Origin of the sequence: uncultured Sunxiuqinia sp., from assembly GCF_947495665.1 — a bacterium.
Lineage (GTDB): Bacteria > Bacteroidota > Bacteroidia > Bacteroidales > Prolixibacteraceae > Sunxiuqinia > Sunxiuqinia rutila.
In genome coordinates, this window is the sequence record NZ_CANLZV010000011.1 from 90,575 (window position 1) to 104,504 (window position 13,930).

The following is a 13,930-nucleotide window of genomic DNA, read 5'->3' on the forward strand; positions in this document are numbered from 1 at the left end:
AGAAGAAATTATGGAAAACCTGATTAATTTATTTATCAAATCCATCTTTATTGAGAACATGGTATTTGCCTATTTCCTGGGCATGTGTTCTTACCTGGCGGTATCCAAATCAGTAAAAACAGCTACTGGACTTGGGCTGGCTGTCATCTTTGTTTTGGGAATTACCGTTCCTGTTGATTATTTATTGGAAAACTATGTGCTGAAAGAAGGTGCGCTGACTTGGTTGAGCCCGACTTTCGCTGCTGTCGACCTAAGCTTCCTTAGCTTTATCATGTTTATTGCCGTAATTGCATCCATGGTTCAGCTGGTTGAAATGGTGGTTGAAAAGTTTGCTCCCGTACTGTACACCCAGCTGGGTATTTTCTTACCCCTGATTGCTGTGAACTGTGCAATTTTAGGAGGCTCTCTGTTCATGCAGCAAAAAGCTTTCCTCAATATTGGCGAAGCCTCTGTTTATGGTTTAGGCTCTGGCGTGGGCTGGTTCCTGGCTATTGTTGGTATTGCAGCCATTCGTGAAAAAATTGAATACTCTCATGTTCCGGCTCCCTTGAAAGGTCTTGGAATTACATTCATTGTAACCGGATTAATGGGATTGGCATTCATGGGATTCATGGGAATAAAACTATAATCAGATAAAAAATTCAGAACAATGATATTTTTAGCAACTCAAACGACAATCGTTATTACCAGTATCGCTGTCTTCCTGTTGATGGTGATTCTTTTAGTATCGATTTTGCTGTATGCCAAGAAAAAGCTGACTCCTTCCGGAGTTGTCAAGGTAAACATTAACGAAGGCGACACCGTATTGGAAACCAACCCGGGAGACACCTTGCTGACCACGCTTGGAAACAACAAGATTTTCCTTCCATCGGCTTGCGGTGGTGGTGGTACTTGTGCCATGTGTCGCTGCCAGGTTGTTGATGGTGGCGGTTCTATTCTGCCTACCGAAACCGGTTACTTTACCCGCAAAGAGCAAAACGACAACTGGCGTTTGGCCTGCCAGGTAAAGGTAAAAGAAGATATGCAGCTGAAGATTCCTCAGGAAATCATGGGAATCAAGAAATGGGAATGCGAAGTTATTTCGAATAAGAACGTAGCGACTTACATTAAAGAGTTTGTCGTACGCTTGCCAGAAGGCGAAACGCTGGATTTCAAATCAGGAGGTTACATTCAGATTGATGTTCCTAAGATTGATGTCGATTTCAAAGACATCGAAGTGGAAGAGCAATTCCGTCCCGAATGGGAACAGTTCAACCTGTTCGACCTGAAAATGAAAAACCCGGAACCAACATTCCGTGCCTACTCCATGGCTAACCACCCGGCTGAAGGCAACATCGTGATGTTGAACATCCGGATTGCTACACCTCCGTTTGACCGCGTGAATGGTGGTTTCCAGAAAGTTAACCCGGGAATTTGTTCTTCTTACATTTTCTCACGCAAACCAGGCGACAAAGTAACCATCTCAGGTCCTTACGGAGAGTTCTTCCTGAAAGACAACGACAATGAGATGATGTTTATTGGTGGTGGTGCCGGTATGGCTCCCATGCGTTCGCACTTGTTCCACTTGTTTCACACCCTGGAAGAATCGAACAAAAAAGTGACGTTCTGGTATGGTGCACGTTCCTGGAGAGAGGTGTTCTACTACGATCAGTTTAAAGCCATTGAAGAGAAGTTCCCGAACTTCAGCTTCCACCTGGCCTTATCCGATCCGCAGCCCGAAGACAACTGGGAAGGACCAACCGGATTTATTCACCAGGTGATTCATGACCAATACCTTGGAAAACATGAAGAACCCGAAGAAATCGATTACTACTTGTGTGGTCCACCGATGATGAACGATGCCGTTCAGAAAATGCTTTATGACCTGGGAGTACCTGATGAAAACATCATGTTTGACGATTTCGGAAGTTAATTCCAGTCCAGAATATAAAAAGAGCTTTCAATTTCGATTGAAAGCTCTTTTTCTTTGCCCTTGTTCAGTCGCTTCACGCTTTGGGAGTAAGTTGTCCGGAATGCGCGGGCAAGCCACTCCAGAAGCTTGGGTACGCTAGCCACGGAATCTGGCCGCCCTACCCAAGGAGTGCGACTAAGCTACCCAAGACGCTTGGCCGCCTTACCCAAGACCTCGGGCTACGCTGCCCAAGAAACTTGGGCGCCTTGCTCAAGAAGCCTGACCACACCACTCCGGCTGTAAAGAAGCGATAGGGAATAAGCCCTTCAGGCTAACAATCAATAAGGTTTAAGGAAAATACTGCGGCGGTCTAACGCCGTTCCTGAAAGAAGGCCGTCATCAGGTCGCCACATTCGTCGGCCAACACGCCCCCCACCACTTCGGTTTTCGGATGCAAGGCTTTAGGCGCAAAGTTGGAAAAACCACGTTTGGCATCGTAAGCGCCAAAAACAACGCGTCCCACCTGCGACCATCCTAAGGCACCGGCGCACATCACACAAGGCTCTAAAGTGACGTAAAGCGTACATTTATCCAGGTATTTGCCTCCAAGCAGGTTGGCGGCAGCTGTAATCGCCTGCATCTCGGCATGAGCCGTCACGTCAGTTAAGGTTTCCGTCAGGTTATGTGCGCGCGCAATCACTAATTCCTGAGCAACTACAACGGCTCCTACCGGAACCTCCCCCTTTTCATAAGCGCGTTGTGCTTCCTGAAAAGCTTTCTTCATAAAATAAGTATCATCAAAAGGCTTCATCTCAAAAATCCGTTCAGAATTAATCACAAACCTACAATTTAAATTGCTAAAAACTGCTTATTTTTGCAGGCAAACAAAAACGAACAAAGTTATGTACAGAACACATACATGTGGAGAATTACGCCTGGAACATCAGGGTACTGAAACAACACTGGCAGGCTGGGTGCAACGCAAACGCGAACTGGGTGGAATGACTTTTGTCGATCTGCGTGACCGCTACGGCATTACCCAATTGGTTTTTGATGAAAACACCTCAAGCGAGCTGACCGATAAGCTTAAGAAAATTGGAAGGGAATATGTGATTCAAGCTACAGGACTTGTTCGTGAACGGAGCAGTAAAAACAAAAACATCGCTACCGGTGACATCGAAATTGATGTGAAAGCGCTGAATGTTTTGAGCGCTTCGGCGACGCCTCCCTTCACCATTGAAGATGAAAGTGACGGCGGCGACGATATTCGGATGAAGTACCGTTACCTGGATTTGCGACGCAACCCCGTACGCGAAAACCTGGTACTTCGCTCAAACATGGCCCATGCCATTCGTTCTTACTTGAACGAGCAACAGTTTATTGAAACGGAAACACCGGTGCTGATTAAATCAACGCCGGAAGGGGCACGCGATTTCGTGGTTCCTTCACGCATGAACGAGGGCGAGTTTTACGCCTTGCCTCAATCGCCACAAACCTTTAAGCAATTGCTGATGGTAGCTGGATTTGACCGGTACTACCAAATTGTAAAGTGTTTCCGTGACGAAGACCTACGCGCCGACCGTCAGCCGGAATTCACGCAGATTGACTGCGAAATGGCATTTGTGGAGCAGGAAGATGTGTTGAACACCTTTGAAGGTTTAACCAAACACCTGTTTAAAACCATCAAAAATGTTGAAGTCACCGACTTCCCACGCATGCCTTATTCCGAAGCCATTGCCAACTACGGATCGGACAAGCCGGACACCCGCTTTGAAATGTTGATCAACGACCTGACAGAAGTGGTAAAAGGAAAAGATTTTAAAGTATTTGATGAAGCCGAGTTTATTGGCGGAATTTGCGCTACCGGATGCGCCGAATACACCCGCAAACAATTGGATGCCTTAACCAATTGGGTGAAACGCCCGCAAATTGGCGCCAAAGGGTTGGTGTATGTCAAATGCAACGAAGATGGTACTTTCAAATCATCAGTAGATAAGTTCTACGCACAAGAAGATTTACAGCAATGGGCAGCTGGCTGCAATGCCCAGCCGGGAGACCTCATTTTAGTGCTTTCCGGAGACAAATCGCACACGCTGGATGCCTTAGGCGCCCTTCGCCTTGAAATGGGTAAGCAACTTGGCCTGATGGATAAAAACACCTTTAAACCCTTGTGGGTTGTGGATTTCCCGCTTCTGGAATGGGACGAAGAAACACAGCGTCACTACGCCATGCACCACCCATTTACAGCGCCAAAACCGGAAGATATTGCCCTGTTGGATACGGAGCCCGGAAAAGTGCGCGCCAACGCCTACGACCTGGTCATTAATGGTGTGGAAATCGGTGGTGGTTCTGTGCGTATTTTTGATTCAGAACTTCAGGCCAAAATGTTTAGCCTGCTAGGCTTTACCAAAGAAGAAGCCGAAGCTCAATTCGGATTCTTAATGAATGCCTTCAAATTTGGCGCTCCGCCACATGCCGGAATCGCCTTTGGCTTTGACCGGTTGGTATCGTTATTTGCCGGCTTAGACACCATCCGCGATGTCATTGCCTTCCCGAAAAACAATGCCGGTCGCGATGTCATGATCGACTCCCCATCGACTATTTCTGACGCTCAATTGGACGAGTTAAACCTCAGAGTTGAGTTGAAAAACAAATAAGAATAGATCCAAGCATACAGAAAGAGGGAGCAATTGCTCCCTCTTTTTATTTCAGAAAATCTTCGCGAATCGGATTAAAACTGTCCACCAAACGGGCGGTTGAACTGAGTAATTGAATGGTATGTGGCACGCCGGAAGGCACGGCAAACATATCCCCCGCTTCTAGTTCACAGGGCTCTTCCCCATCACAAAAAAACAGGATACGTCCGGAAGCAATGTAAGAGGTTTGCTCGTGCGGATGACTGTGTTTTGGCTCAGGTTCTTCCCACGGACCATCGGTAAAGTCTATCAGCACAGTCATTAAATCATTCGTGTGAATCAGCTTCCGTTGCAAGCCCGAACGAACAACTTCATAAGGTATTTCGTCAAATTTTAGTGTTGCCATAATTCAATAGGTTCTATCGTTAGTGGTTATTAACTACCAAAACTATTAAAAATTCAGCCATTATGGGGCTAAAAGCATACCCATTTTTCTTCACAAGGTCTCAATGATTACTTGCAATGAAGTAGTAATCCTAAAGGGCCATAAACCAAAAAAGGAGAACCAATGGTCCTCCTTTTTTATATTGATGATCAAAAAACTATCAATCTGCTCTTTTACGAGACGAATAGTTGATGTGCAAGGCCGATGCTTTACGCAACTCCTGCTTGATATCGGTAACGATACCCATCTTCGTGTACTCGTCCACTTTAAGCGAAGTAATCATGAAAGGTACTTCAGCCTCGTCACGTGCTTCACGTTCACTTGTAATGTAATCTTGAATGTCTTCTACTTTCGCAAACTGATCATTCAATTGAATGCGTGGTTCAGAACCAAACACTCGTTGGTATTGAGTGTGCGGTGTACCTACATAAATGTAGCTTACCAAAGATTTCTTTTCCAGTTTCGATAATTCAGTTGCTTCTGGAACCGTTACTTTTACCATCAAAGTAACTTCCCGCATGGTTGTACTAACCATGAAGAAGAAAAGCAACATGAATACGATATCGGGCAATGATGCCGTTGAAATCGGTGGTAATTCCTTAGAGTCATTTTTTCTAAACTTTGACATACTAATTTCCTCCCACTTTTTTAGGTTCTGCTTCGGATATTTTAGAAGGATAGATGTCTCTAATCGCTCCTTGTTGCTCCCTATCCAAGCTTTCATATGACTTTCCAAACTTACGTTTAGAAAGTTCTTCTCTTAAATCGTTGATGGCACCGACCAACTCATTCTGAACAGCGATATACGTTCCATATTGAGTACCTACGTCATTTCGTAAAGAAATAACCCCCTTGGTGACTTCCACTTCCCCAAAGAAATCAACATTCTTGAGTTCTTTTTCAGGTAAGTGCTCTTCATTATAAGGGTTGTCCATAAATTCTTTGGCTTTCTCACGAAGGTCTTCAATACGGCTTATTTCACCTTCTACCAATAATTGGTTTTTGGCGTTGACCAAAACCACGAACACGTTACGTTCTTTAATTGGCGGAGTATCGTCATCCTGCTGATCCTCTGGAGGCATTGGAGGTAAACGACGCTCTAGTCCGCTGTCAACATCCATTGTGGTGGTTACCAGGAAAAAAATAAGCAACATGAAAGCAATATCTGCTAATGATGACCCCGGTATTTCTGGTACTCTTCTTGCCATATTATTTTATTTTTCCTGTGTTAATTCCTACAATTATGTATCATTTAAAAACTTTATTCAGCGAAGAAGCCGCAACGGCAATCATCACCAAAATAAACAGTACGTATGTTGCATACAAACCTGTTCCTACCATTTTTGATACTGAGGCAGTCAATGTTCCGTCAGCAACAAACTTTTCGACACCATAAAATTGTGGAATTGCATCCGATGCAAGCGCATAAGAAACAACAAGAACGGCAGCTGTAAAGACAAGCGCAATGCCTCCTTTTTTAGCAGCAGTTTTATCAGTAAAGGTATTAAATAGGGCAAAAACAACAGCAATCGCTGCACCAAGTCCCAACAAAATGTAAGACCAGCTTAGGTTTGTGTTAATCCAGGTACCCATTGTAGGATCAGCTTCATTCTCACTGATATTCGTCATCATTGACACAATCAGTACAGCTGACACTGCTAATAGTACCCACAAAACGATGGATAATATTTTATCTAACTTCATAAGTTAAATTATTTTTTAAGATTGTGTTTTACTAGAATATCGATCAAAGAGATAGAAGCATCTTCCATGTCGTTAATGATACTATCAATTTTAGACAAACAGTAGTTGTAGAATACTTGAAGAATCATCGCAACTACAAGACCTGATACTGTTGTAATCAAAGCCACTTTAATACCACCAGCAACCAACGCGGGGCTAATGTCACCAGCAACTTCAATCGCATCAAAGGCAGCGATCATACCGATTACTGTACCCATGAAACCAAGCATCGGAGCCAAAGCGATAAACAATGAAATCCAGCTCAAGCCTTTTTCCAACAAACCAGCTTGTACACCACCATAAGAAACAACCGTTTTTTCAACCACTTCTAACCCTTCTTCAGAACGGTCCAAACCTTGGAAGAAAATACTTGCAACAGGTCCGCGAGTGTTACGGCAAACTTCTTTGGCAGCTTCAATTCCACCATTGTCCAAACTTTCTTCAACTTTAACCAACAATTTCTTTGTATTGGTTGTTGATAAGTTCAGATAGATTACTCTTTCAAGAGACATTGCCAGACCTAAAATCAAACAGATCAAAACGAAAGACATAAAGGTAGGTCCACCTTCGATGAATTTTTGCTTCAACTGACTGTGCAATGATTTACCTTCTTCGGCTGCAGCAGCTGCTTCTTCTTCAGCATCAGCGGCTAAATCAACTGCAGGAGCTGCTTGTTCAGCTACTTCAGTAGTTGCTTCCTCTGTTGTTTCCTGAGCAACGGCATTGTTCGATGCTCCAAAGTAAAGCATCCCAAGAACTGCTATAAACGCAAATAGTTTTTTCATCATTGGTTTTAATTTTAATTAGTAAATCTTCTGAATTTAATTTTTATAATACTATTTGTTTTTTAATAAACAAAACCAAAAGCGATGATGACTTCCGGCTGTTTTATCCTTATTCTGATGGGCTTACCCGAATAAATAGGGTTCACCCGTCAGCGGAGAGAGAGGGATTCGAACCCTCGGTACCCTTTTGGAGTACACACGCTTTCCAGGCGTGCCAGTTCAGCCACTCCTGCACCTCTCCATTATCCTCTGCTGTCACCAGCATTTTTCAGGGCTGCAAAATACAAAAAAAATATGAAAATGAAATAAGCTATTCACTTATTTCCCCACTCAAATTTTTCCGCAAATGTAACTTAATATCTTCATGGCTCAAACCCTGTCCCAGCAAAAACATCAGCTTGGTCACGGCAGCCTCCGTTGTCATGTCTTTTCCGCTTACCACGCCAATCTTTTTCAACTCCCGACTGGTTTGGTACTGTCCCATTTTAACGGTTCCTCCCTGACATTGTGTGACATTCACACAGATGACATTTCGCCGGATGGCTTTGCGGATAACTCGGGTCAACCAAGCCAAGGTGGGCACATTGCCCGAGCCGAAAGTTTCCAAAACCACTCCTTTTATGGTGGGAATATTAATGATCTGTTCGAAAATTTCCCGGTTCATACCCGGAAAAAACTTCAAAACAACCACCCGATCGTCAAAATTTGAGCTTACTTTCAGTATGCCTTTCTTCTCCGGATGGAAAATATTCTCATGAAAAAACTTAATATCCACTCCTGCTTTGGCCAAAATCGGGTAGTTAACCGAGTCGAAGGCACTAAAATGATCGGCATGTCGTTTCACGACCCGATTGCCCCGGTATAGTTTATTGTCGAAATAAATACAGACTTCCGGCACTACGGCAGAACCATTTTCCTTAGCTGAAGCAATTTCAATGGCCGTAATCAGATTTTCTTTCCCATCCGTTCTCAGCACTCCGATAGGCAGCTGCGAGCCGGTCATAACTACAGGCTTGTCCAGGTTTTCGAGCATGTAACTCAGAGCCGATGCCGTGTAAGCCATCGTATCCGTGCCGTGCAGAATAACAAAGCCATCGAATTTCCGATAGTTCTGTAAGATAATTTTAGCTAACCGCCCCCAGGTCTTGGGAGACATATCTGAAGAGTCCAATGGCGGATGGAAGGTTTGTGACTCCAGATGACAGCCCAGACGTCTTAGCTCCGGAACTTCATCAGCAATTTGATCAAAACGCACAGGAGCCAATGCTCCTTTTCCATCCTTTTGTACCATCCCAATGGTACCACCAGTATAAATTATAAGAATTGATTGATCATTCACTTCTTCGCGATTTTGCCTCAAAGGTAAAGAAACATCTTACTAAATGCCGAATAAATTAACTGCATTTGCAGAAGTAATCTTTGCCACTTCATTAACCGACATATCATGCAGCTCTGCAATTTTACGAGCTACATGAATTAGGTAAGCACTTTCATTACGTTTTCCCCGAAAGGGAGTGGGGGTTAAATAAGGGGCATCGGTTTCCAGAATAAGGTGCTGTGGGTGAACCTGAGCAATAACCTGATCCAAACCACTGTTTTTGAAGGTGACAATTCCGCCTATGCCAATCTTAAATCCGAGAGCGACAATTTTGTTGGCTTGCTCCACTGTTCCGGTAAAACTGTGAAACACGCCGGTTAAATCAGCTTGATTTTCTTCTTCCAAAACCGCAACAACTTCGTCAAAAGACTCCCGTACGTGCAGCACCACCGGCAGCTTGTATTCTTTTGCCAACCGTAACTGGTAGCGAAAAGCCTTGATTTGCTCCTCCAGGTATTTTTGTTCCCAGTATAAATCGATGCCAATCTCGCCAATTCCGTAAAACTTGCGTTTTTTTAGCCAAAACTCAATAAGTTCCAACTCTTCCTCATAATCTTCGCCTACCGAAGTAGGGTGCAGTCCCATCAACGGGTAGCAAATTTGAGGATACTGATCAGCCAGATCCAGCATTTTCTTAACCGAAGAGCTATCAATGTTCGGTAAAACGATTTTACGCACATCATTGTCGTAAGCCCGCGTAATTACCTCATCAATATCTTCCAGAAACTCTTCCGAATAAATATGAGCGTGTGTATCAATTAACATTTCAAAAATTTGGCTCAAAGAAAATCAATTTCATTTAGCTAACCTTAAAAGAAATATTATCTAATTGATAATTCCACACCGATGCCTAAAATTTTGAGAGGGAAACAAATGCCTCCCTCTCAACCCCTTAATTTTAAACAACCCCTTGAGCCATCATTACATCGGCCACCTTGACAAAGCCACCGACATTGGCTCCTTTTATGTAGTTGATTTTGTCGCCTTCGCGACCATACTTAACACAAGTATCGTGAATTTCGCGCATAATAATATGCAAGCGTGCATCTACTTCTTCGCGAGTCCAATTCAAGCGCTGGCTGTTCTGAGTCATTTCCAGACCCGACACCGCTACTCCACCGGCATTCACTGCCTTTCCGGGAGCATAACTGATTTTCTCAGTTAAGAATTCAGCAGCTTCAGCAGTGCAGCCCATATTCGAAGCTTCGGCCAAAAGGAAGCATCCGTTTAAAACCAGCAAGCTGGCATCGCTAACATCCAGTTCGTTTTCTGTAGCACATGGGATAGCAATATCGACTGGTTGTTCCCAAGGTTTTTTCCCGGGGAAAAACTTAGCGTCAAACTCATCGGCATAAGGCTCCACAACATCGTTGTTACTCGCGCGAAGTTCCAACAAGTATTCGATTTTCTCACCACTAATGCCTTCCGCATCATAAATGTAACCATCGGGACCGGAAATGGTAACGACTTTCCCTCCCAATTCATTGATTTTAGTTATGGCTCCCCAGGCCACATTTCCGAAGCCCGATACCGCAAACGTATGTCCGGCAACTGTTTTGCCAAGCTGTTCAAGCATGTGCTGCACAAAGTACACGGCACCAAAACCAGTAGCCTCCGGACGGATTAAACTGCCTCCCCAGGCCAGTCCTTTTCCGGTTAACACGCCGGTAAATTCATTTCGAATACGTTTATACTGACCAAACAAATAACCAATTTCACGGCCACCAACGCCAATATCGCCAGCAGGGACATCGGTATTCGGGCCAATGTGTCGTTGCAATTCAGTCATAAAGCTCTGGCAAAAACGCATAATTTCATTGTCCGATTTGCCTTTAGGGCTAAAATCCGAACCTCCTTTTCCACCGCCCATAGGCAAGGTAGTCAGGCTATTTTTAAAGGTCTGCTCAAACCCTAGAAACTTTAAAATGGAGAGTGTTACTGTCGGGTGAAAACGCAACCCACCTTTATAAGGTCCCAAAGCTGAATTAAACTCAACCCGGTATCCCCTGTTGATTTGAACTTCTCCTTGATCATCAATCCAGGGAACCCGGAACATGATTACCCGCTCTGGCTCAACCATGCGCTCCAGAATTTTGGCTTTTTTATAACGTGGATTTTTCTGATAAACATCCCAGATGGATTCAACCACCTCCTGAACGGCCTGATGAAATTCATTTTCTCCAGGTGTTTTGGCTTTTAGGCCCAACATGAAATCATTGATATCTTCTCTCATCTTGTTTATTTTTTCAAAATGAATAACCAATTACTTTAGACAAAGGAATGGACGAAAAATGCCTAAAACACTGATTTAATTCAAGTATTAATTAAGATAATGATGTTTAAAAACAGTAACAAATGTCAATTTAATATTCATGAAATAAAAGCAAGTTTCCATTTATTTAAAACGTTCTGTCATTTATTCGCAAACTCTTTTATCCATCTGACCTTTAGATAATAAAAACACACCATCAACAGCATTAAGTTTGAAATTCGCCCACCCATCAAACCCTTACTGAATACTTCTTCAAATCATTCCGATTTCATCCCTCGTTTTTATCCTATTGAGCACTTCCCTTTAATAATAACCAAACAGTACTTTGAGAGAAAGTGCCCACTGTAGGTTCATTCTTCGCTTCAGACACTTAACACCTCTTCACCGGAATGAAAAAATTGCCTTCAAAGCTTGTTTTGGGAGCCAAAAGTCGATCAAAAACCGATCAAAACAGCCGTTCAAAAAGAGACAAAAATGATCGTTCATGTACTCAACAGGCTCATTTTGGCCCCAAAACAGTCCATTTATCAAAAAAATCAAAAAAGCATTTGATGAATCATCCTTCTCCCTTAACTTTATGTTTTCAGAACATAACCACAATGACCACAAACTATCCGACATTAAAAAATGCAGTCACACTCCTTTTTAGGCTTCTTGCACTAATTTTCGGTCTCTGCATTCCCGTTTTCATTTTCGCACACCTCAGTACCACAAACGCTGAAAACAAAACAGCCACAACGGTTTATATCTCTACCATGCTGGTTCTGGCTCAAATCATGATCATCGCTTATGGTATCCATCGCAAAAAAAAGCAGGAAGAATTCAAGCTTGGCAAAGAGTTAAGCTACGTGCCCTTTTCCTTTCTTCCGCTGGCCATACTGGGCACCTTCGCCCTTTTCTTTCTGATTGACCCGCTGGAACAACTCCTGCCACTCCCCCATTCCTTTCAGGAGTTTTTCGTCAATTTACTTAGTCTAAAAGGGTATTCTTTTCTGATTATTGTAATACTCGCACCACTTGTCGAAGAAATTCTATTTCGGGGAATCATCCTGAAAAGTTTCCTGAATAAGTACTCGCCCTTACAATCGATCCTGCTTACGGCCTTTCTTTTTGGTGCCATTCATTTCAACATCAATCAGCTCGTTTCCGGCTTACTGGCAGGGGTATTCCTTGGATACCTTTACTGGCAAACGCAATCGCTTTCGCTTTGTATCCTGTCGCATATGATTTACAACGGAATTGCCTACGCAGCTTATTTCCTGTTAAACAATGGCTTTAACATCGAGTCAACCATTGCGAACACGAAGCTGTACCTATCGCTCTATTTTATTGCAGCTCTAACCCTGGCGGGCTGCCTGCTCATCATTCATAAGCGAAGCTTGCAACAAGACTCTTCGCCCCGGGAAACCAGTTTTACGACAAGCCCAACCCAAAAACCAAGCTGAAAATTGTATTTTTGTCCCGAACATTAAAAATCAGAAAAATGAAACAAGCAGAAATTCATACCAACAAGGGAGTCATGAAAGTAAACTTTTACGAAGAAGATGCTCCGGGAACAGTTGAAAACTTCGTAAAACTATCGAAAGAAGGTTTTTACGACGGCCTGACTTTTCACCGAGTGATTCCTAACTTTGTTATCCAAGGCGGCTGCCCCGACGGAACTGGTGCCGGTGGCCCGGGATATTCTATTAAATGCGAATTGGATGGCGACAACCAGTACCACGACCGCGGTGTATTGTCTATGGCTCATGCCGGACGCAACACGGGTGGCTCTCAGTTTTTCATCTGCCACAGCCGGGAAAACACAGCCCACCTTGACCGTAACCACACCTGTTTTGGGAAAGTTTACGAAGGGCTGGAAGTTATTGATGCCATCCGTCAAGGAGACACCATCGAAAAAATTGTGATTATCGAATCATAAAAGAAACAGGGATTGGATGAGCTTATTTATCCAATCCTTTTCATTTTCAATATCACGCAAGGGCACCAGACTCAATCGGCCTTAGCTCTTCCGCTGATCTTCCAAAAACTGACGGGCAGCCTCCAAGTCTTCGGGCGTATCAATTCCAATGCTTTCAAACTGGGTTTGCCCTACCTTAATCCGTAAGCCATTTTCGAGCCAGCGCAACTGCTCCAGCGACTCAGCCAATTCCAGCCGCGATGGCTCCAATTGAGTTAATTGCTGCAACACTTCTTTGCGGTAAGCATACATTCCCAGGTGGCTGTAAAATTGGTGGTGAGCCAGCCAATCTTCTTTCTGAACACCCCGAATATGAGGAATAGCCTCACGACTAAAAAGCAAAGCATTCTGCTTGCAATCCACAACCACTTTCGGACGGTTCGGGTTAAACAAAACCGTCGAATCTTCAATGACCTTAACTAAGGTTGCAATATCGGTTGACGAATCGTCAAAACAAGCTTTCAAAGCTTCAATTTGCTCCAACCGCACAAAAGGCTCATCGCCCTGCACATTAATAACCACATCAAAATCATGTGCTGCCGCTAAGGCTTGTGCCGCCTCAGCACACCGGTCGGTTCCACTCTGATGGTCTGCCCGGGTCATGACAACCTGTCCGTTAAAACCAGCCACACATTGCGCAATTCGCTCATCATCGGTGGCTACCCAGACTTGATCCAATGCCTTTCCGGCATTCTCGCAAACATGCTGAATGATCGGCTTGCCATCCAACAAAGCCAAAGGTTTCCCCGGGAAACGGGTGGAAGCATAACGAGCCGGAATAACGCCAAAAAACTTCATACAATAATAATTTAGGATTCAC

Annotated in this window: 15 protein-coding genes and 1 tRNA gene; 5 read left to right on the top strand and 11 right to left on the bottom strand. The window is 43.8% G+C overall.

The window, feature by feature from the left end:
* The first annotated feature begins 10 nt into the window (after positions 1 to 10).
* Together nqrE and nqrF are read left to right on the top strand one after the other, a co-directional pair.
* Positions 11 to 628: an NADH:ubiquinone reductase (Na(+)-transporting) subunit E gene (gene nqrE, locus Q1A18_RS13735; RefSeq protein WP_299581371.1), complete on the top strand. Its 618-nt coding sequence runs from the start codon at positions 11 to 13 to the stop codon at positions 626 to 628.
* A gap of 21 nt (positions 629 to 649) precedes the next feature.
* Positions 650 to 1,912 (top strand): NADH:ubiquinone reductase (Na(+)-transporting) subunit F, encoded by a 1,263-nt coding sequence (nqrF, locus tag Q1A18_RS13740; protein ID WP_299581378.1) that lies wholly within the window; start codon positions 650 to 652, stop codon positions 1,910 to 1,912.
* A gap of 349 nt (positions 1,913 to 2,261) precedes the next feature.
* Here the strand turns inward: nqrF and Q1A18_RS13745 are convergent, their stop codons facing one another.
* A complete protein-coding gene (locus Q1A18_RS13745; protein WP_299581381.1) occupies positions 2,262 to 2,729 on the bottom strand; it encodes a nucleoside deaminase in 468 nt (155 codons plus the stop codon).
* A 64-nt stretch (positions 2,730 to 2,793) separates the two neighbouring features.
* Between Q1A18_RS13745 and aspS the strand changes: the two genes are divergently transcribed.
* Positions 2,794 to 4,548, top strand: coding sequence for an aspartate--tRNA ligase (gene aspS / locus Q1A18_RS13750; RefSeq protein WP_299581384.1), 1,755 nt, complete (start codon positions 2,794 to 2,796; stop codon positions 4,546 to 4,548).
* 46 nt (positions 4,549 to 4,594) lie between these two features.
* Here the strand turns inward: aspS and Q1A18_RS13755 are convergent, their stop codons facing one another.
* From Q1A18_RS13755 to gdhA, 9 genes are all read right to left on the bottom strand, one after another.
* Entirely contained in the window at positions 4,595 to 4,933 is a 339-nt protein-coding gene (locus tag Q1A18_RS13755; protein WP_299581387.1) for a cupin domain-containing protein, read from the bottom strand.
* A 199-nt stretch (positions 4,934 to 5,132) separates the two neighbouring features.
* Complete coding sequence (locus Q1A18_RS13760; protein WP_299581390.1) at positions 5,133 to 5,600, bottom strand: biopolymer transporter ExbD; 468 nt, start codon at positions 5,598 to 5,600, stop codon at positions 5,133 to 5,135.
* Between the two features lies 1 nt (position 5,601).
* The gene (locus tag Q1A18_RS13765) at positions 5,602 to 6,180 is read right to left on the bottom strand and encodes a biopolymer transporter ExbD (RefSeq protein ID WP_299581393.1); all 579 of its coding nucleotides are present in this window, start codon (positions 6,178 to 6,180) and stop codon (positions 5,602 to 5,604) included.
* A gap of 40 nt (positions 6,181 to 6,220) precedes the next feature.
* Entirely contained in the window at positions 6,221 to 6,676 is a 456-nt protein-coding gene (locus Q1A18_RS13770; protein ID WP_299581396.1) for a hypothetical protein, read from the bottom strand.
* A gap of 8 nt (positions 6,677 to 6,684) precedes the next feature.
* Positions 6,685 to 7,503 (bottom strand): MotA/TolQ/ExbB proton channel family protein, encoded by an 819-nt coding sequence (locus Q1A18_RS13775; RefSeq protein WP_299581399.1) that lies wholly within the window; start codon positions 7,501 to 7,503, stop codon positions 6,685 to 6,687.
* A 150-nt stretch (positions 7,504 to 7,653) separates the two neighbouring features.
* Positions 7,654 to 7,741: transfer RNA gene (locus Q1A18_RS13780), tRNA-Ser, on the bottom strand.
* Between the two features lie 69 nt (positions 7,742 to 7,810).
* Complete coding sequence (locus Q1A18_RS13785; RefSeq protein ID WP_299581401.1) at positions 7,811 to 8,839, bottom strand: asparaginase; 1,029 nt, start codon at positions 8,837 to 8,839, stop codon at positions 7,811 to 7,813.
* 39 nt (positions 8,840 to 8,878) lie between these two features.
* Positions 8,879 to 9,643, bottom strand: a complete 765-nt coding sequence (locus Q1A18_RS13790) for a TatD family hydrolase (RefSeq protein WP_299581404.1) — start codon at positions 9,641 to 9,643, stop codon at positions 8,879 to 8,881.
* A gap of 133 nt (positions 9,644 to 9,776) precedes the next feature.
* Positions 9,777 to 11,111, bottom strand: a complete 1,335-nt coding sequence (gene gdhA, locus Q1A18_RS13795; RefSeq protein WP_299581407.1) for an NADP-specific glutamate dehydrogenase — start codon at positions 11,109 to 11,111, stop codon at positions 9,777 to 9,779.
* A gap of 638 nt (positions 11,112 to 11,749) precedes the next feature.
* Here gdhA and Q1A18_RS13800 point away from each other — a divergent pair.
* Both Q1A18_RS13800 and Q1A18_RS13805 read left to right on the top strand, forming a co-directional pair.
* A complete protein-coding gene (locus Q1A18_RS13800; RefSeq protein WP_299581419.1) occupies positions 11,750 to 12,595 on the top strand; it encodes a type II CAAX endopeptidase family protein in 846 nt (281 codons plus the stop codon).
* A 38-nt stretch (positions 12,596 to 12,633) separates the two neighbouring features.
* Positions 12,634 to 13,071 (top strand): peptidylprolyl isomerase, encoded by a 438-nt coding sequence (locus tag Q1A18_RS13805; RefSeq protein ID WP_299581426.1) that lies wholly within the window; start codon positions 12,634 to 12,636, stop codon positions 13,069 to 13,071.
* An 81-nt stretch (positions 13,072 to 13,152) separates the two neighbouring features.
* On the opposite strand, the gene kdsB is transcribed toward Q1A18_RS13805, so the two are convergent.
* Positions 13,153 to 13,908 carry a 3-deoxy-manno-octulosonate cytidylyltransferase gene (gene kdsB / locus Q1A18_RS13810; RefSeq protein ID WP_299581429.1) on the bottom strand — a complete coding sequence of 252 codons (756 nt, stop codon included), beginning with the start codon at positions 13,906 to 13,908 and terminating at the stop codon, positions 13,153 to 13,155.
* Between the last annotated feature and the right edge of the window lie 22 nt (positions 13,909 to 13,930).